The following is a 17,497-nucleotide window of genomic DNA, read 5'->3' on the forward strand; positions in this document are numbered from 1 at the left end:
GGCAGCACGTACGACACTACAGGAGCCCGGATGCACCAGCCCCCCGTATTGAGAGTGGCGCGCCACACCGACATGCACGCCATCTGGCAGATCGACGTCAATGTATTCGGGGAGGATGTCTATCCCGGCTTCTTCTTCCGCCAGGCCATGGACCTGTGGCCCGAGCTGCTGCTGGTGGCCGAGCTGGACGGCAGGCTGCTGGGCTATGCCCTGGGTGGACTGGGACAGGATCGGTCGCAGGGCTGGCTGCTGTCGTTGGCGGTGCTGCCGGAGGCGCGCGGCTTCGGCCTGGCCGAACGCATGATGCTGCAGGTGGAGCAGTCACTGCTGAAACTGGGGATCGAGCGGGTCAGACTGACGGTGGATCCGGCCAATCCGGCCCAGCGCCTCTACTTTCGACTCGGTTATCAGCAACTGGCCGAGGAGCGCGACTATTTCGGCCAAGGCGAGGATCGCCTGCTGCTGGAAAAATGGCTCGACTGAGCCGGTGGGAACGGGGTTTGCAGGGTCCGGGCCTTATAATTGGTTACACTTTGCTGGTTTCATGCTCAATCCGGTTGGCGTAGAGTTGAATCACTGACCGAACAAACCAGATTAGATGCCAGCCCAGGAGGCCCATCATGTTGAAACGCATTACCCTCATCGCCCTGTTGGCCACCACCACCGCCACCACCCTCAGCGGCTGTGCCAACAGCGACGTCTACTCCGGCGACGTTTACACCAAGGATCGCGCCAAGCAGGTACAGACCGTCAGCTACGGCACCATCCTCTCCACTCGCCCGGTCAAGATCCAGGCCGATGAGAACTCGCTGATCGGCACCATCGGTGGCGCCGTGGTCGGCGGCCTGCTCGGCAGCACCATCGGCGGCGGGCGCGGCAGCGACATCGCCGCGGCCGGTGGCGCCATCGCGGGTGCGGCAGCCGGCAAGGCGGCCGGTGACAAGCTCAATCAGGTGGACGGCGTCGAGCTCGAGATCAAGAAAGAGAACGGCGAATCCATCGTGGTGGTGCAAAAGGCCAGCCCCACCTTCGTACCGGGTGCCCGGGTCCGCATGACCCAGGGCAACGGCACCATCAACGTGGCCGTGGTCAACTAAGCCCTCCGCCCATGAAAAAGCCCTCGCAGTGCGAGGGCTTTTTTTATTGCCATGTCGGCCGGAAATTACTGACGGATCAGCCGGAAGATGGCGTAGCCAGGGTGCTGGGCGTCATCCATCGGCAGGGTGGACTTGTACTCCAGATCCGCACCGGCCAGCTGTTTGGCCTCCTCGCGGGGCGAGGAGTAGAGCCGCACGTCCACGTTGGCAGGCAGGGCCTTCATGTGCCAGTTGTTGTTGGCCGCCGGGCTGAAGCCGGCCGGGTTCTCGGCAGACTGGGCCTTCAGGTACTGGGCGATGATCTCGCGCGTCTCGTAGGGATCTTCATGCACTATGTTGCTGCCGTCGATGCCCGGGAAGTGACCGCCGCCGCTGGCGCGGTAGTTGTTGGTCACCACGTAGAACTTCTGGGCCGGATCGATGGGCTGGCCGTTGAAGGTGAGGCTGCTGATACGCTGGCCGTAGCTGACCTTGGCCCCTTCCTTGTTGTAACGGGCCGGCTGGGTGATATCCACCTCGTAGCTGACCCCGTCGATCACGTCGAAGTTGTAGGTGGGGAACTTCTCGTTCACCAGCCACTGCACCTCGGTCTTGCCGGTGTCGATCTGGTTGAACTGGCCGGCGCTCATCTCCAGCCACTCCTTGACGGTGGCCCCGTTCACCTCGACTACCTGCAGGGTGTTCGGATAGATGTAGAGGTCGGAGACGTTGCGCAGGGAGATGTCGCCCTGGGCCACGTAGGTGAAGTCGTTGATGCCGTTGCGACCGCCACGGAACGGGGCCGCCACCGACAGGATGGGGTAGGACTCCTTGAGCAGACCGTCTTTTTGCAGCTGTTCGGCGTAGCGGCGCTGGGCATCGCTCACCAGCTGTACCGAGGGATCATCCTGCACCAGGGCGAAGAAGCTGTGGATGGAGGAGGTGATCTTGCCGAGCGGCTCGTCCAGCCACTGGTTGGTGGCGTCGTGATCGGCCTGTACCAGGTCCACCACCCGTTGATCCACCGCGCTGCCTTCGCTGGAGTCGATCTTGCGCAGGCTGGCCTGGCTCTGTTTCACCTGCCACTTGCCGTCCACCTGCTCCAGCTTGAGGTCGATGATGCCGAGGTGGTTGCCCCAGTAACCCGGCATCACGGTCGGAATGCCGCTCAGGGTACCGGCCTTGTTGTCCACCTCCGGCAGATCCGGGAAGTCACCCGGGAAGTTCTTGTGGGCGTGGCCCAGCATCAGGGCATCCACCCCCTTCACCTTGGCCAGGTGCCAGGCGGAGTTCTCCATCATGGCCTCGTAGCTGCTGGCGTTGATGCCGGTGTGGGCAACAACGACGACCACGTCGGCGCCCTTGGCACGCAGCTCGGGCACATAGTGGTTGGCGGTCTCGACCATGTCGGCCACCACCACCTTGCCTTCCAGATGACGCTTGTCCCACTGCAGCACCTGCGGCGGGGTCAGCCCCAGGATGCCGACCTTGACGGTCTGCAGTTGGCCCTTGTCATCCTTCACCTTGCGCTCCAGCAGCAGGTAGGGGGTGAACTTGTTGCCACTCCAGTCTATTTGCCCCTTGGCATCGCGCTTGAAGGCGCCCGCCTCGAACACGTTGGCGTTCACATAGGGGAACTTGGCTCCCTGCAGGGTCTTGGTGAGGTAATCCAGGCCGTAGTTGAATTCGTGGTTGCCCAGGTTGCCGGCATCGTAGCCAAGCTCGTTCATCGCCTTGAACACCGGGTGGGCCTGCTTGTCGAGGTAGCCGGCACCGGACTGCTCGAAGATGTAGTCCGCCAGCGGCGTGCCCTGGATCAGGTCGCCGTTGTCGAGCAGCAGGTTGTTGGGGTTTTCGGCGCGGGCCGCGCGGATCAGCAGCGCGGTGCGGGAGAGGCCGAACTTGCGGTCCTCCTTGTTCTGGTAGTAGTCGTAGCCCAGCACGTTGGAGTGGATATCGGAGGTCTGGATCAGACGCAGGGCAACCTCACCCGGTTGCGCCTTGCTGTCGTTGTCATTGCTACAGGCAGATAACAGCACGATGGCTGCAATAGCACCCAGCTTCATGGATTTATTCACTGTCTTGTCCCTTTTATTAGAGTGTCGCTTTACCAGCGACGGGAATTTAACAGACGAATATGTCAGCGGATGAAGCCGGGGTGAATTTTTATGAGGTGCGGCACAAAAATAGCCTTATGACGCCAGCAAAGCCCCGCTCGCCAGCTGCAGCGCCAACCCCAGCATGATGAAACCAACAATAGTATCAATAGCTTGCTGTACCCTACCGCGAGCGAGCCAAGGCGAGAGGGCGGCCGCCCCAAACGCCAGGCTATAAAACCAGACCAGCGAGGCCAGCATGGCCCCCGCCGCAAAGGCGGGCCGCAACTCCTCGGCAAACTGGCTGCCGAAGGAGCCGAGCAGCATCAGGGTGTCCAGGTAGACGTGGGGGTTGAGCAGGGTCACCCCGAGGGTCATGGCCAGCACGCTCTTGACCCCCATCAGCTGGGGCGAGTCAGCAAGCGCTGCCCCCTGTCCGCGCCAGGCGCTGCGCAGGGAACGGATACCGAACCAGCCGAGGAACAGCACGCCGCCCCAGGTCAGCAGGGCCAGTCCGATCGGGCTGGCCGCCAGCAGGTTGGCGCCGCCGAACACCCCGATGCCGATCAGCACGAGATCGCACAGGCAGCAGAGGGTCGCCGTCAGCAGATGGTGGTTGCGGTGGATGCCCCGGCTCAGCACGAAGGCATTCTGGGCACCGATGGGGATGATCATGGCAAGGCCGAGGGTGAAGCCTTGCAGGGTGGTAGCAAACATGGATGAACCGTCCAGCAGAGTGATTGGACGGCACTATAAGGGGCGGCCAGACGTTTAGAGAAATTCATTAATCTGCTGAGCAATTTGTTTTGCTAATGACAGAGGGTTCGACCCAACCCCTTAGAGGTAGAAGGGGCTAGACCCGCTTATGGCTGTCAATTGCAGGATCTGACAATTGTTAGCCAGTCACTCTGCCCCGAGAATCATCGGGTTTTATTGCATCAGCTTGGGGAAGTTGGTGACCACGACCTGCTCGAGATTGGGCAGCAAGATGCCACTGCTCACCCCCTTGGCGATGGCCTGGTAGCGATTCATCGACCCCGTTTTACGGGTGACCTGATTGAGGTGGTAGTTCACGGTTCGCTCCGTGATCCCCAGGATGCAGGCGATTTCACTCGACGTTTTCCCTTCACTGGCCCAGAACAGGCATTCGGTCTCCCGGTCAGTCAGGGCCTCCTGAGGGTCATCGTCCCGCAGACTGACCCGCACAATCCGGATCGCCGCCTCGAAGATGTAGTTGGACATCCAGGAGAGGACGGGCGAGGACTCCAGCAGCAGATCGCTCGATGCCCGCTCGGCGGTGATGAACGACAGTATGCCGTTTTCCCCCGCCGCCCCGTGCAACGGAAACGAGATGCCGTTGCGCAGCCCAAACTCCGCCGCCAACCCCATCACGTCCAGACTGCCCTCTTGCAGAAAACGTGCTCGCTCATCCAGCCGGTTCCAGTAAATGGGCAAGGTCTGCTTGCGGGCCAATTGAATGATGGGATCACAGGCCAGCATATGGTTTGCCGTATAGGCCTGCACCCAGGAGTCGGGGCACTGATTGAACAGCACCACCTTGGGTCTTTGCATCGACATGGGAATGATCAGCGCAAACCGGTAGTAGTCGTAACCCATACCGAGCGTGAACCGACCGATCAACTCGGCCAGACGATCCCCGTCCGTTACCGAAGTGAAATGTTCGAGGTACTCAAGCAGTTGGTCTTGTTTCATAGGCTAGCCCCCCTGGCCAGGGCCTCGATTATAGCGCCGAACACTGAAATGGAGACATCTGAATGCTTGTTTTCAAAGGAAAATTAAAAGAACACCCCAGATGGGAGGTAGAAAACGAGCTTTATCGCTTTCGCAATCGCGTCTTCTCCGATCGCCTCGGCTGGGATGTGGAATCTCACCGTGGTCTGGAGCAGGACAGTTTCGATACTCCGGACACCCACTGGGTTCTGATTGAGGATGAAAAAGGCCTGTGCGGCTGCATCCGTCTGCTCAGTTGTGCCCAGGATTACATGCTGCCCAGCATCTTCCCCACCGCCCTCGCCGGCGAAGCCCCGCCACGCAGCAACGACGTGTGGGAACTGACCCGCCTCGCCATCGATGCCGAACGGGCGCCGCGCCTGGGCAACGGGGTCAGCGAGCTGACCTGCGTCATCTTCCGCGAGGTCTATGCCTTCGCCAGGGCGAAGGGGATCCGCGAGCTGGTTGCCGTGGTCAGCCTGCCGGTAGAGCGGATCTTCCGCCGCCTCGGCCTGCCCATCGAGCGGCTCGGTCACCGCCAGGCGGTGGATCTGGGCGCCGTGCGCGGGGTGGGGATCCGCTTCCATCTGGACGAGCGTTTCGCCCGTGCCGTCGGTCAGCCCCTGCAGGGTGCCTATGACGAAGCCCGCGAGCTGGTCACCGAATAAGGGTGACGCAAAAAAATCCCGGGGTAAGACCCGGGATTAAAAGTTCTCGCTATGGCCCGTTTCCACCCCATGCAAAAACGGACGCAAAAGAGTATCTCCTGAATACCTTTTGACCACCACTGTCACATCTCACAGTGACAAACCCGCTTTGACCCCACAGCCCTTGTCCCGCCTGCGCTGCCGACATTTTCAGCGCTCTCCGGTTGTTCTCTCGCCACCACTTGAGTAGCATTCCTTCTCAATCTCCCTGCTGATAAGGAATGCTGATGAAGGCGTTGGACTACAAGCTGCTGCTGGCGCTGGATGCGGTGATGCAGGAGCAGAACTTCGAGCGCGCCGCCCAGCGCCTGCACATCACCCAGTCCGCCATCTCCCAGCGCATCAAGCAGCTGGAGCAGCAGTTTGCCGAGCCGCTGATCATTCGCGGCCAGCCGCTGCAGGCCACCGCGCTCGGGCAGAAGCTGCTGGCCCACTACCGCCAGGTACGCCAGCTGGAACTGGAGCTGGCCGGCGAGCTCTCTCCCGCCGAACCCCAGGCGCCGATCCGGGTCAGCATTGCCGTCAATGCCGACAGCCTGGCCACCTGGTTTCTGCCCGCCCTGGCGCCGCTGCTGGAACAGCACCCCATCGAGCTCAACCTGCTGGTGGATGACGAGAGCCGTACCCTGGATCGGGTGCGCGAGGGGCAGGCGTTCGGCGCCGTCAGCCTGCACGGCCAGCCACTGGCGGGCTGCTGCGTCGACGAGCTCGGCGAGATGCGTTACCTGCTCACCGCCAGCCCCGCCTTCGTCGAGCGCCACTTCCCGCAGGGGTTGACCCTGGCGGCGCTGGCCAAGGCGCCGGCGGTGGCCTTCGATCAGCGCGACGACATGCACGTCAGCTACATGGCCCGCCACTTCGGGCTGGAGCCCGGCGGCTACCCCTGCCACACGGTGCGCTCGTCGGAGGCCTTCGTCGCCATGGCCGAACAGGGGCTGGCCTGCTGCCTGATCCCGGAACTGCAGATCCGTCGCCAGCTGGCGGAGGGGTCATTGCTCGATCTCAACCCGGATCAGCACCTGGTCGAACGACTCTACTGGCACCGCTGGGTGCTGGAGCGCGGGCTGCACAAACAGATATCCCAGCGCCTGATCGAGCAGGGTCGCCAGGCGCTGCAACGCCCCTGACAGGGCCATTCACCTTGGCTTTGGAGGGGTAAAAACGTATAGTGCTGGGCGATTAACCACCAGGTCTCCACTCAGGTTCCCCATTTATGTTCCAAGACAATCCGCTGCTGGCCCAGCTCAAGCAACAAATCCGCGAAAACATCCCCAAGAAAGAGGGTGTGATCCGCGCCTCCGATCGGGGCTTCGGCTTCCTGGAGGTCGATGAGAAGACCAGCTATTTCGTGCCGCCTCCCTACATGAAAAAGGTGATGCACGGTGACCGGGTGACCGCCCTGATCCGCACCGAGAAAGAGAAGGAAGTGGCCGAGCCGGATGAGCTGCTGGAGCAGTCCGTCACCCGCTTCGTGGCCCGGGTCAAGATGTTCCGCGACCGCCTCAACGTGGTGGCCGATCATCCGCTGATCAAGGACGCCATCAAGGCCCGCGTCAAGAAGGGTCTGGACGAAAAAGAGTTCAAGGAAGGGGACTGGGTGGTCGCCACCCTCAAGCGTCACGCCCTGGTGGACGGCAACTTCTCCGCCGAAATCACCCAGAAGATCGCCGCCCAGGAAGATCACAACGTGCCCTGGTGGGTGGTGCTGGCGCGCCACAACCTGGCCCAGGTCGAGCCGGCGGATCTGCCGGAGTGGAAGGTGATCGAAGAGGAAGAGCTGCCCCGCACCGATCTGACCGCAACCCCCTTCTTCACCATCGACGGCGCCAAGACCAAGGACATGGACGATGCCCTGGCCATCCGCAAGCTGGACAACGGTTGGGAGCTGCTGGTGGCCATCGCCGACCCGACCGCCTATGTGGCCGAAGGGAGCGAGCTGGACAAAGAAGCCGCCCAGCGCGCCTTCACCGTCTACATGCCGGGCCGCAACGTGCCGATGATCCCGCGCACCCTCTCCGACGAGCTCTGCTCCCTGAAAGAGGGAGAGGAGCGCAACACCCTGTGTGCCCGTCTGCTCATCGCCGAGGATGGCCTGCTGCTGGAAGAGACCGAGTTCTTCGCCGCCCGCATCAGATCCCACGCCCGTCTCACCTATGACGACGTCTCCGACTGGGCCGAACACGGCAAGCAGCTGGATATCGACGCCGGTGTGCTGGCCCAGCTGCCGCTGATGAAGGCGATGACCGAGGCGCGCATCAAGTGGCGCACCGAACATGCCCTGGTGTTCCCGGACAGACCCGACTACGACTTCGAGCTGGGCGAGAACGGCGAAGTGCTGGCCATCCACGTCGAGCCGCGCCGCATCGCCAACCGCATGGTGGAAGAGTCGATGATCGCCGCCAACATCTGCGCCGGCCGCGTGCTCGGCAAGCAGGTCGGCTACGGCATCTTCAACGTCCACACCGGCTTTGACGAAGAATCCCTCGACGGCGCCATCGACCTGCTGAAAAGCACCGAGGCCCCGTTCGAGAAAGAAGAGATCGCCAGCCTGTCCGGCTTCTGCGCCCTGCGCCGCTGGATCGACAGCCTGGACACCCGCTGGCTGGACGGCAAGATCCGCCGCTTCCAGAGCTATGCCCTGATGTCCGCCGAACCGGGTGCCCACTACGGCCTGGGGCTGGATGCCTACGCCACCTGGACCTCACCGATCCGCAAGTACGGCGACATGGTCAACCATCGCCTGCTCAAGGCCGTCATCGCCGGCAAGACCCCGGGTGAGCGCCCGAGCCTGGAGCTGACCGAGCACCTGACCACCTGCCGCCGCCTGCACCGCATGGTGGAGCGCGACATCGGCGACTGGCTCTATGTGCGCTACCTGAAGGCCGATGCGGGTACCGACAAGGTGTTCAACGCCGAGATCATCGACGTGATGCGCGCCGGCCTCAAGCTGCGTCTGCAGGAGAACGGTGCCGTGGTGTTCATGCCCGCCCGCCATATCCTCGACAACAAGGAGCGGCTGGAGTGCAACTGGGACAACGGCCGCGTCTATCTGGACAAGACCGAAGTGGTCTACGAGCTCGGCCAGATCATCGAGGTCAAGCTGACCGAAGCGGTGGAAGAGACCCGCTCCCTCATCGCCAAGCCGGCGGTGGAGCTGGTGCCAGGCCCGGCGCCGGTCGCCCCAGTGAGCGAAGCCGAGGCCGCACCGGCTGCAGAAGCTCCCAAGGCCGAATAAGCCAGATCCTCCCACCTTGTAAAAAGCCCGCACTCTGCGGGCTTTTTTATTGGACCATGCCGCCCGCCGAGTCCGCAGTTCACTTTTTGTACGCCCCTGGCTTGCCAGTGGCTCGTTACGAGCATAGAGTGAATCCACAAATGAACGAACGTTCGCTCATGGTAAGTTTTCAGGCAAGAGGCATCCCCATGACCACCAACAACCTGCGGCTGGAGCAGCGCCGCGAGCAGATCATCCAGGCGGCGCTCGGCTGCTTTATCGAGCGGGGCTTCCACCAGACCGGCATGCGCGACATCGCCGCCGCCGCCGGGGTGAGCCTCGGTAACCTCTACAACCACTTCGCCCGCAAGGAGGAGCTGATCGCCCTGATTGCCTCGCTGGAGGCGGCCGAGCTGCAACCCTTGCTGGATGAGCTGGTTCAGGGGCCGGCCCGGGCGGCGCTGGCCCGCTTCGCCGCCGGCTACCTCGCCTGGTCGCTGACCCCGGAGAACCTGCTGCTCGGCACCGAGATCCTGGCCGAGCTGACCCGCCATCCCGAGATGGCGGCCACCTTCGCCAGCAACCAGCGCCAGCTATGCGATGCCCTGGCGGCGACGGTGCGCCGTGGCCAGCAGGCGGGAGAGCTGGCCTCCTACCTGCAGCCGGGCCTCACGGCCCAGCTGCTGCTGGACGCGCTGGAGGGGCAAGCCCTGCGCCACGCCCTGGCACTGCATCCAGAGCTGGCGCCGGTGGAGCAAAGGTTGCCCTCCCTGCTGGACCAGCTGTTGGGCCCGGCCCGCTGACCCGCTGACCCGCTGACCCGCTGACCCGCTGACCCGCTGATCACCAAAGGAATCGCTCCCATGACGACCCCGCACAATCGACTGGAAGGACTGGATCTGGCCCGTGCCATGGCCCTGCTCGGCATGGTGCTGGTGAATTTTCGCATCGCCATGGGGGTGTTGGCGGGCGGGCCGGGCTGGCTCAAACCCCTGCTGGATGCGCTGGAGGGGCGCTCCGCCGCCAGCTTCGTGGTGCTGGCCGGCATCGGGCTGGGGCTGTCGACCCGCAAGCTGGCGTGGTCGGCGGCCATGACCCACACCGCCAGGCGGGCCCTGTTTCTGCTGATCGTGGGGCTGCTCAACTACCTGGTGTTTCCGGCCGACATCATCCACTACTACGCCATCTACTTTCTGCTGGGGGCCTGCTGTCTCCGGCTTCCCTCCCCCTGGCTGCTGGCTCTAATCCCGCTGCTGGCGGCAAGCTTCGTGGGGCTACTGTTCCTGCTCGATTACGATCGGGGCTGGCAGTGGCACAGCTTCAGCTATCCCGAGTTCTGGACCCTGGCCGGCTTCGTCCGCAATCTGCTGTTCAACGGCTGGCACCCTGTGGTGCCCTGGCTGGGCTTTCTGCTCTACGGCCTCTGGTTGAGCCGTCAGTCTCTGGCCAATCCGCTCACCCAGCGCTGGCTGCTGGCCGGCGGGGTGAGTGCCATGACGCTGGCCAGGGGGCTGTCACTCTGGTTGCCGACCCTCTTGCCGAACCCCGAGCTGGCGCCGTTGCTGGCGACCCAGCCCATTCCCCCGCGCCGCTCTACCTGCTGTTCGGCATGGGAGCGGCCAGCACCCTGATCGCCCTCTGCCTCTGGCTGAGCCGTACCCTGCCCGAGGCCCGCTGGTGGCGAGTATGGCTGCCGGTCGGTCGGCAGACCCTGACCCTCTATCTGGCCCACATCATGCTCGGCATGGGGATGCTGGAGGTGATCGGCTGGCTGCAGGGGCAGGATCTGCCCGAGGTGGTGCTGGCCGCCGGCCTCTTCGCCCTGGCGGCGCTGCTGTTTGCCAATCTCTGGAGTCTGCGCTTCGAAAGAGGCCCGCTGGAGTGGCTGATGCGTCGGCTCTGCGGCTGAAGGAGATCATGAAAAACTGAAAGTGGGTTACAAAATAATTGATTCATTGGTTATTTGAATGTGGATTAAAGCAATCCATCGTCAACACTCTTAGTTTTCAGGTCGGGTGAATTGCTCCAATTGAATACAAATAATGGAAATGAGAAATAGATCACATTGACGTCAGGTTTGCGCAAACAGCAAATGGTGACTTGCATCACATAAAAACGATACTGGCGGCAGCAAAGATCGAAATGTAGCCGAAATACAGAGAGTGAATGTGATCGACGTCACTATGAAGGGAGGGGGGAGGCTGGGGTATTTGAGAGCTGCGTCACAAGACACCCCGTTTTCAGCCTAATTTGATCACAAGCTGGTAGATTGAAGTTGCTTAGACGACAGGGATGGCGGTTCGGCAAAACCGGCCAGCCCGACTACCACTTTTAATCAAACAGGCTTAAAACGGGGTCCCGACATGTTATCACCGGATACCAAAGTCAAGATACAGAATTTTGGACGCTTCCTGTCCAATATGGTCATGCCCAACATAGGCGCCTTCATCGCCTGGGGCTTTATTACCGCCCTCTTCATCCCCACCGGCTGGCTGCCGAGCGAAACGCTGGCCAAGCTGGTCGGCCCCATGATCACCTACCTGCTGCCGCTGCTGATTGGCTATACCGGCGGCAAGCTGATGGGCGGTGAGCGCGGCGGCGTGGTCGGTGCCATCACCACCATGGGCGTCATCGTGGGGACCGACATTCCCATGTTCATGGGCGCCATGATGGTCGGCCCGCTCGGTGGCTGGGCCATCAAGCGGTTTGACAAGGCGATGGAAGGTCGCGTCAAGAGCGGCTTCGAGATGCTGGTCAACAACTTCTCCGCCGGCCTCATCGGCATGTTGCTGGCGATCCTCGCCTTCTTCGTGATCGGCCCCTTCGTCAAGGTGCTCTCCGGCGTGCTGGCCGGTGGCGTCGGCTTCCTGGTGGACAACAACCTGCTGCCGCTCACCTCCATCTTCGTCGAGCCGGCCAAGATCCTGTTCCTCAACAACGCCATCAACCACGGCATCTTCTCGCCGCTGGGGATCCAGCAGGCCACCGAGCACGGCCGCTCCATCTTCTTCCTGATCGAAGCGAACCCGGGCCCGGGCATGGGTGTGCTGCTGGCATACATGGTGTTCGGTCGCGGCGCCGCCAAGCAGTCCGCTGCCGGTGCCTCCATCATCCACTTCTTCGGCGGCATCCACGAGATCTACTTCCCGTACGTGCTGATGAACCCGCGCCTCATCCTGGCGGTGATTGCCGGCGGCATGACCGGGGTGTTCACCCTGACCCTGTTCAACGCAGGTCTGGTCTCCCCCGCCTCACCGGGTTCCATCTTCGCCGTGCTGTTGATGACACCGAAAGCCTCCCTCATAGGGGTTGCTCTCTCCATCATCAGCGCCACCCTGGTCTCCTTCCTGGTCGCCGCCGTGTTCGTGCGCGCCCAGCAGCCGGAAGCCGACGAGGCCGATGCCCTCGGTGAAGCCACCCGCAAGATGAAAGCCATGAAGGGTGCCAAGCCCGAGACCGCAGCGGCCAAGAAGCCGGGCGGTGAACTGATGGCGGTACGCAACATCGTCGTCGCCTGCGATGCGGGCATGGGCTCCAGCGCCATGGGCGCCGGCCTGCTGCGCAAGCGGGTGCAGGCCGCCGGCCTCGACATCAGCGTCACCAACCGCGCCATCGATCAACTTGACGATCAGGTGGACTGGGTCATCACCCACAAGGATCTGACCGAGCGGGCCCGTCGCCACGCGCCGCACGCCCACCACATCTCGCTCACCAACTTCCTCGACAACGGTCTCTATCAGGAGCTGGTACAGAGCCTGACCCAGGCCGCCAACGATGACGTCGCCAACCCGCAGCTGCTGGTGGCTGCCAACGACGACAGCTACGAGCCGCAAGCGGCCGAGGTCTTTACCCTGAGCCGTCATGACGTGCACCTGGGGCTCAAGGCCGACAACAAGGAGGCCGCCATCCGGGCTGCCGGCAAGCTACTGGCGGAGCGGGGCTACGTGGCGCCCGACTACGTCAACGCCATGCTGGAGCGCGAACAGCTGGTCTCCACCTACCTTGGTGAATCCATCGCCGTGCCCCATGGCACCATCGCCGCCAAGGAGTTTGTGAAGCGCACCGGCATCGTCATCTGCCAATACCCGGCCGGGGTCGCCTTCGGCGAGGCGGCCGATGAAGTGGCGCGGCTGGTGATCGGCATCGCCGCCCGCAACGACGAACACATGCAGGTGATAACCCGCCTGACCAATGCACTGGACGAACCCGGTCTCATCGACCGGCTGGCCAGCACCCAGGATCCCCAGGAGTTCCTGGATCTGCTGGGTGCCGAACAGGCGGCCTGATCGTCCTTCATCGTCTTTGGTTCAAGAGGTTAATATCATGAAAACATTGCATTTTGGTGCCGGTAATATCGGTCGCGGCTTCATCGGGAAACTGCTGGCCGACGCCAGCCACCAGGTCACCTTCGCCGACGTCAACGAGACCCTGATCGACCAGCTCAACCACCGCCAGGAGTACAAGGTGCACGTGGTGGGAGCGGATCAGAAGCTGGACGTGGTGCGCAACGTGGCGGCGGTGAGCTCCGCCGGCCACGAGGTGATCGCCCGCATCATCACCGCCGATCTGGTCACCACCGCGGTCGGCCCCAACATTCTGGACAAGATTGCCAGCACACTGGCCCAGGGGCTGCAGGCCCGCTTCGATGCCGGCAACCTGACGCCGCTCAACGTCATCGCCTGCGAGAACATGGTGCGCGGCACCAGCCACCTCAAACAGGAGGTACTCAAGTACCTGCCGGTCGCGTATCATGCCACCCTCGACGCCTGCATCGGTTTCGTCGACTCAGCGGTGGACCGCATCGTCCCGCCGGCCGCAGCCAACGATGATCCGCTGGAAGTGACGGTGGAGAGCTTCAGCGAGTGGATCGTCGACCAGACCCAGTTCAAGGGCGAGCTGCCGCAGGTGGCGGGCATGGAGCCCACCGACAACCTGATGGCCTTCGTCGAGCGCAAGCTGTTCACCCTCAACACCGGCCACATCGTCACCGCCTACCTCGGCAAGCTGAGGGGCTATCGCACCATTCGCGAGGCGATCGAGGATCCGCTGATCCGCAGCAAGGTACGTCGCGCCATGGAGGAGAGCGGCGCCGTGCTGGTGCAACGCTACGGTTTCGACCCGCGCCTGCACGCCGCCTACATCGAGAAGATCCTGGCCCGCTTCGCCAACCCCTATCTGGTGGACGAGATTGACCGGGTCGGCCGTCAGCCGCTGCGCAAGCTGGCGGCGGGAGATCGGCTGGTGAAGCCGTTGCTCGGCACCCTGGAGTACGGCCTGCCCAGCGATCACCTGCAGGAGGGGATCGCCGCTGCGCTGCACTATCGCAATGCCGATGACCCGCAGGCGGTGGAGCTGCAACAGCTGCTGGCGGAGCTGGGCCCGGCCCAGGCCCTGGCGCGCATCACCGGCCTGACCGCCGACAGCGACATCGTCAGCGCCATCGTCACCCGTTATGGCAATTTGAAGTGACCTGATGAGGCGCCACCGTGCCGGCCCGCTCAGGCCGGCCACCAAAGCGCCTCATACGATAAAAACCGGGAGAGAGGCCCACTCTCTCCCAGTCAGCTGGACCCAATGCACTTATGACCACACACCAGGAAGATGAAGTACTGGAACGACTGAACGAGCAGGATGGCCCCCGCGGCTTCTTTCTCGAAGTCGTGACCATCCTGGAAGAGGCGGTCGACTCCCTGATGCGACGCGCGTTCCGTCAGGAGGAGTATGCCGTCAAATACGCCATCGAACCCCTGCTCAACCAGAGCGGCCCCCTCGGCCAGCTGGAGGTGCGCCTCAAGCTCATCTTCGCCCTCGGCCTCATCTCCCTCGAGCGCTATCAGGATCTCGAGGCTTACCTGAAGATCCGCGATTTTCTGGTACGCGACCCCAAGGATTACCGCTTCAGCGACAAGCCGATCCGCGATCTGCTGGCGCGTCTGCACGGCGTCAGCCAGGGCGGCATGATGCCGCAGGAGGCCCCCGCCAACGAGGAGGACTGGCCCTTCTACCAGATGCAGCTGAACCGGCTCGATCAGGTGGTGCGCTCGGCGCTGGTGCTGGCGGTGGCCGACTGCGTCACCGAACTCCACAAAGAGAGCCCCATCTAATCCGGCTGATGGCCGCAACCTGCGGCCCCTCGCTGCCAAGCCTCCCCCGACAATCGTGACGCCCGTTGTCGCGCTGCCCTCCTGGGCGCTTGCCCCCGCTTTCGGGCGGTGTCAATCTGACCATCTTCCCCACTACACTTCCTCCAGGTCCATTGCCCCAACCGAGGTCTACATGATCGCTCTCTCCCTGGCCGGGATCGCCCTGGTCTCAGTGCTGGCCCAGTGGATCGCCTGGTCGCTGCGGGTGCCCGCCATCCTGTTTCTGCTGCTCACCGGCCTGCTGCTGGGGCCGGTCGGCGGCCTGCTCGACCCCGACGCCCTGCTCGGCGACCTGCTGTTCCCGCTGGTCTCCCTGTCGGTCGCCATCATCCTGTTCGAGGGGGCACTGACCCTACACCTGGCCGAGCTCAAGGGGATCGGCAAGGTGGTGCGCAACCTCTGCTCCACCGGCATGCTGGTGAGCTTCGCCGTCATCGGCAGCGCCGGTTACTTCCTGCTGGGGCTGGACTGGCGGGTCGCCATGGTACTCGGCGCCGTGCTGGTGGTGACCGGCCCTACCGTGGTCGCCCCCATGCTCAACGTGATCCGCCCGACCCGGGAGGTGGACCGCATCCTGCGCTGGGAGGGGATCGTCATCGATCCCATCGGCGCCCTGTTTGCGGTGCTGGTATTCGAGGCGGTACGCCTCGGCAGTCAGGGGGATCTGGTCGGTCACACCCTGCTGGCGCTGGCCAAGACGGTGGGGGTGGGCTCGCTCATCGGGGTCGGTGCCGGCTGGCTCACCACCCTGCTGATCCGCAAGGACTGGCTGCCGGTCAGTCTGCACAAGTTCGGCGTACTGGCGCTGGTGCTGGTCACCTTCAGCCTCTCCAACTGGCTCAGCCACGAATCCGGCCTGCTGGCGGTGACCGTGTTCGGCATCTGGCTCGCCAATCAGGAGGGGCTGGATCTGGAGGAGGTGCTGGCCTTCAAGGAGGATCTCGCCGTCATCCTCATCTCCTCCCTCTTCATCCTGCTGGCGGCCCGCCTCGATCTGGCCCAGCTCTGGCAGCTCGGCCCCATGGTGCTGGCGCTGCTGTGCGTGGTGCAGTTCGTGGCACGCCCGCTCTGCATCCTGGTCTCCACCTGGGGATCCGATCTCTCCTGGCGGGCCCGCGCCCTGCTCGGCTGGATCGCGCCGCGCGGCATAGTGGCGGCGGCGGTCAGCGCCTCCTTCGCCATCAGCCTGCATGAGGCCGGCATTGCCGATGCGGACAAGCTGGTCCCCCTGGTGTTTGCGGTGATCATCTCCACCGTGGTGCTGCAGAGCCTCACTTCGGCGCCGCTGGCCGGGCTGCTCAAGATGCGCCAGAGCGCCCCCAACACCTGGCTCATCATCGGAGCCAACTCGGTGGCGCGGGCCATCGGCCGGGCGCTGGCAGATCAGGGGGTGCCGGTTCAGCTCTGCGATCCGGCCTGGGAGTTCTGCCGTCAGGCACGGATGAGCAACCTGCCCTGCTACTTCGGCAACCCGCAATCCGAGCACGCCGAGCTGCACCTGCCGCTCACCAGCATCAGTACCGTGCTGGCGCTCTCCCCCAACCGCCACAACAACGCCCTCGGCGTGCTGCACTTCGCCCACCTCTACGGCGAGGAGAAGGTCTACTCGTTGCGCTCCAGCGAACAGCACGGCAAGGCCAACCGGGAGAGCGCCACCTTCCGCGCCCGTCAGAACCTGTTCGGCCCAGACATCAACTACGCCCGGTTGAGCGGCCTGCTGAGCCGGGGCGGCCAGATCAAGGCGACCCGGCTGAGCGAGGCGTTCGACTGGGCCCAGTATCAGGAGGCCAACCCGGGCGCCATCCCGCTGTTCGTGCTGGACGGCAAGGGGCGGACCCGCATCGTCACCGGCCCCGTCGAGCCGCTGGCCGGGGAGCTGCTGATCGCCCTGCAGCCCCCCAAAGAGGGGGCCGGCCAGTGAATTCTGCCGAGCCGACCGCCAACCCGCTGCTCGCCCCGCTGCTGGCACTGCTCAGGCAGGCCAGCGGCAGCTACAAGGTGCACGAGCTGCTGGCCGAGCTGCGCCGCCAGGAGCTCATCCCGCCTCTGCCGGGGGACGAGCAGCAGCAGCTGTTTCGGCTCAACTTTCTCATCATGAACGCCCTCTACCAGCTGCAGGTCGAGCTTCATGGCGAAGGGTGGTGGCTGCTGATCAGCACCCTGGATATCCGGCTCGAACCGCTCGCTCCTTGCAACGCGGCAAGCGCCCTCACCCAGGGTGAGGCGCTGCGCAGTTACTACCTCGACTGGCAGGTGTTCTGGCAGACCGACCGGGAGGAGGTGGAGGCCCTGCTCGGCAACTTCTGGCGGGCCTACGTACGGGATGAACACAGGGCCGAGGCGCTGACCCTGTTCGCCCTACCGGCCGGGGCGGGGCCTGACGCCATTCGCCGCCGCTGGCGGGAGCTGGCACTGCAACACCATCCGGATCGGGGGGGCGATGCCGACACCTTCATCCGCCTGCGCTGGGCCTGGGAGCATCTCAAGACGGCCAAATGAGCCGCCTGATGGCGGCCGCAACCACTAGACT

The 17,497-nt window shown here is 63.6% G+C and carries 14 protein-coding genes and 1 pseudogene; 12 read left to right on the plus strand and 3 right to left on the minus strand.

Features of this window, described 5'->3' with window-relative positions:
- The first annotated feature begins 30 nt into the window (after nucleotides 1–30).
- Complete coding sequence (locus AB5Y98_RS13960; protein WP_368232112.1) at nucleotides 31–483, plus strand: GNAT family N-acetyltransferase; 453 nt, start codon at nucleotides 31–33, stop codon at nucleotides 481–483.
- Between the two features lie 137 nt (nucleotides 484–620).
- Nucleotides 621–1,097, plus strand: a complete 477-nt coding sequence (locus tag AB5Y98_RS13965; protein ID WP_005308463.1) for a glycine zipper 2TM domain-containing protein — start codon at nucleotides 621–623, stop codon at nucleotides 1,095–1,097.
- A 65-nt stretch (nucleotides 1,098–1,162) separates the two neighbouring features.
- On the opposite strand, the gene AB5Y98_RS13970 is transcribed toward AB5Y98_RS13965, so the two are convergent.
- The 3 genes from AB5Y98_RS13970 to AB5Y98_RS13980 form a co-directional block, all read right to left on the minus strand.
- On the minus strand, nucleotides 1,163–3,142 hold the full coding sequence (locus tag AB5Y98_RS13970; protein WP_368232193.1) for a bifunctional 2',3'-cyclic-nucleotide 2'-phosphodiesterase/3'-nucleotidase: 1,980 nt from the start codon (nucleotides 3,140–3,142) through the stop codon (nucleotides 1,163–1,165).
- Nucleotides 3,143–3,268: 126 nt separating this feature from the next.
- Nucleotides 3,269–3,889: an L-lysine exporter gene (lysE, locus tag AB5Y98_RS13975; RefSeq protein WP_005308459.1), complete on the minus strand. Its 621-nt coding sequence runs from the start codon at nucleotides 3,887–3,889 to the stop codon at nucleotides 3,269–3,271.
- 213 nt (nucleotides 3,890–4,102) lie between these two features.
- Nucleotides 4,103–4,885, minus strand: a complete 783-nt coding sequence (locus tag AB5Y98_RS13980; RefSeq protein WP_005308457.1) for a LuxR family transcriptional regulator — start codon at nucleotides 4,883–4,885, stop codon at nucleotides 4,103–4,105.
- A 62-nt stretch (nucleotides 4,886–4,947) separates the two neighbouring features.
- On the opposite strand from AB5Y98_RS13980, the gene AB5Y98_RS13985 reads away from it, so the two are divergent.
- The 10 genes and pseudogenes from AB5Y98_RS13985 to AB5Y98_RS14030 all read left to right on the plus strand — a co-directional run bounded on the left by AB5Y98_RS13985 (nucleotide 4,948) and on the right by AB5Y98_RS14030 (nucleotide 17,466).
- Nucleotides 4,948–5,571, plus strand: a complete 624-nt coding sequence (locus AB5Y98_RS13985; protein WP_017780387.1) for an acyl-homoserine-lactone synthase — start codon at nucleotides 4,948–4,950, stop codon at nucleotides 5,569–5,571.
- 266 nt (nucleotides 5,572–5,837) lie between these two features.
- Nucleotides 5,838–6,737, plus strand: a complete 900-nt coding sequence (locus AB5Y98_RS13990) for a LysR family transcriptional regulator ArgP (protein ID WP_368232113.1) — start codon at nucleotides 5,838–5,840, stop codon at nucleotides 6,735–6,737.
- A gap of 86 nt (nucleotides 6,738–6,823) precedes the next feature.
- The gene (locus AB5Y98_RS13995; RefSeq protein WP_368232114.1) at nucleotides 6,824–8,845 is read left to right on the plus strand and encodes an exoribonuclease II; all 2,022 of its coding nucleotides are present in this window, start codon (nucleotides 6,824–6,826) and stop codon (nucleotides 8,843–8,845) included.
- A 188-nt stretch (nucleotides 8,846–9,033) separates the two neighbouring features.
- A complete protein-coding gene (locus AB5Y98_RS14000; RefSeq protein ID WP_368232115.1) occupies nucleotides 9,034–9,627 on the plus strand; it encodes a TetR/AcrR family transcriptional regulator in 594 nt (197 codons plus the stop codon).
- Nucleotides 9,628–9,687: 60 nt separating this feature from the next.
- A pseudogene (locus AB5Y98_RS14005) lies at nucleotides 9,688–10,733 on the plus strand (heparan-alpha-glucosaminide N-acetyltransferase domain-containing protein).
- A 454-nt stretch (nucleotides 10,734–11,187) separates the two neighbouring features.
- The gene (locus AB5Y98_RS14010; RefSeq protein ID WP_042008627.1) at nucleotides 11,188–13,110 is read left to right on the plus strand and encodes a PTS mannitol transporter subunit IICBA; all 1,923 of its coding nucleotides are present in this window, start codon (nucleotides 11,188–11,190) and stop codon (nucleotides 13,108–13,110) included.
- Nucleotides 13,111–13,147: 37 nt separating this feature from the next.
- A complete protein-coding gene (locus AB5Y98_RS14015) occupies nucleotides 13,148–14,293 on the plus strand; it encodes a mannitol-1-phosphate 5-dehydrogenase (protein WP_054544001.1) in 1,146 nt (381 codons plus the stop codon).
- Between the two features lie 113 nt (nucleotides 14,294–14,406).
- Nucleotides 14,407–14,928: an MltR family transcriptional regulator gene (locus AB5Y98_RS14020; protein WP_005308438.1), complete on the plus strand. Its 522-nt coding sequence runs from the start codon at nucleotides 14,407–14,409 to the stop codon at nucleotides 14,926–14,928.
- Between the two features lie 172 nt (nucleotides 14,929–15,100).
- Complete coding sequence (locus AB5Y98_RS14025; protein WP_368232116.1) at nucleotides 15,101–16,888, plus strand: cation:proton antiporter; 1,788 nt, start codon at nucleotides 15,101–15,103, stop codon at nucleotides 16,886–16,888.
- Nucleotides 16,885–17,466: a DNA-J related domain-containing protein gene (locus AB5Y98_RS14030; RefSeq protein WP_368232117.1), complete on the plus strand. Its 582-nt coding sequence runs from the start codon at nucleotides 16,885–16,887 to the stop codon at nucleotides 17,464–17,466. Before AB5Y98_RS14025 ends, AB5Y98_RS14030 begins: the two co-directional genes overlap by 4 nt.
- The last annotated feature ends 31 nt before the right edge of the window (nucleotides 17,467–17,497 follow it).

This window comes from Aeromonas sp. s3 (assembly GCF_040907805.1).
GTDB lineage: Bacteria > Pseudomonadota > Gammaproteobacteria > Enterobacterales > Aeromonadaceae > Aeromonas > Aeromonas dhakensis.

Coding starts and splice junctions, on each gene's coding strand:
- AB5Y98_RS13985 (WP_017780387.1), top strand. CDS start 4,948: ATGCTTGTTTTCAAAGGAAAATTAAAAGAACACCCCAGATGGGAGGTA.
- AB5Y98_RS13995 (WP_368232114.1), top strand. CDS start 6,824: ATGTTCCAAGACAATCCGCTGCTGGCCCAGCTCAAGCAACAAATCCGC.
- AB5Y98_RS13970 (WP_368232193.1), bottom strand. CDS start 3,142: ATGAAGCTGGGTGCTATTGCAGCCATCGTGCTGTTATCTGCCTGTAGC.
- AB5Y98_RS14015 (WP_054544001.1), top strand. CDS start 13,148: ATGAAAACATTGCATTTTGGTGCCGGTAATATCGGTCGCGGCTTCATC.
- AB5Y98_RS14000 (WP_368232115.1), top strand. CDS start 9,034: ATGACCACCAACAACCTGCGGCTGGAGCAGCGCCGCGAGCAGATCATC.
- lysE (WP_005308459.1), bottom strand. CDS start 3,889: ATGTTTGCTACCACCCTGCAAGGCTTCACCCTCGGCCTTGCCATGATC.
- AB5Y98_RS14025 (WP_368232116.1), top strand. CDS start 15,101: ATGATCGCTCTCTCCCTGGCCGGGATCGCCCTGGTCTCAGTGCTGGCC.
- AB5Y98_RS13960 (WP_368232112.1), top strand. CDS start 31: ATGCACCAGCCCCCCGTATTGAGAGTGGCGCGCCACACCGACATGCAC.
- AB5Y98_RS13980 (WP_005308457.1), bottom strand. CDS start 4,885: ATGAAACAAGACCAACTGCTTGAGTACCTCGAACATTTCACTTCGGTA.
- AB5Y98_RS13965 (WP_005308463.1), top strand. CDS start 621: ATGTTGAAACGCATTACCCTCATCGCCCTGTTGGCCACCACCACCGCC.
- AB5Y98_RS14020 (WP_005308438.1), top strand. CDS start 14,407: ATGACCACACACCAGGAAGATGAAGTACTGGAACGACTGAACGAGCAG.
- AB5Y98_RS13990 (WP_368232113.1), top strand. CDS start 5,838: ATGAAGGCGTTGGACTACAAGCTGCTGCTGGCGCTGGATGCGGTGATG.
- AB5Y98_RS14010 (WP_042008627.1), top strand. CDS start 11,188: ATGTTATCACCGGATACCAAAGTCAAGATACAGAATTTTGGACGCTTC.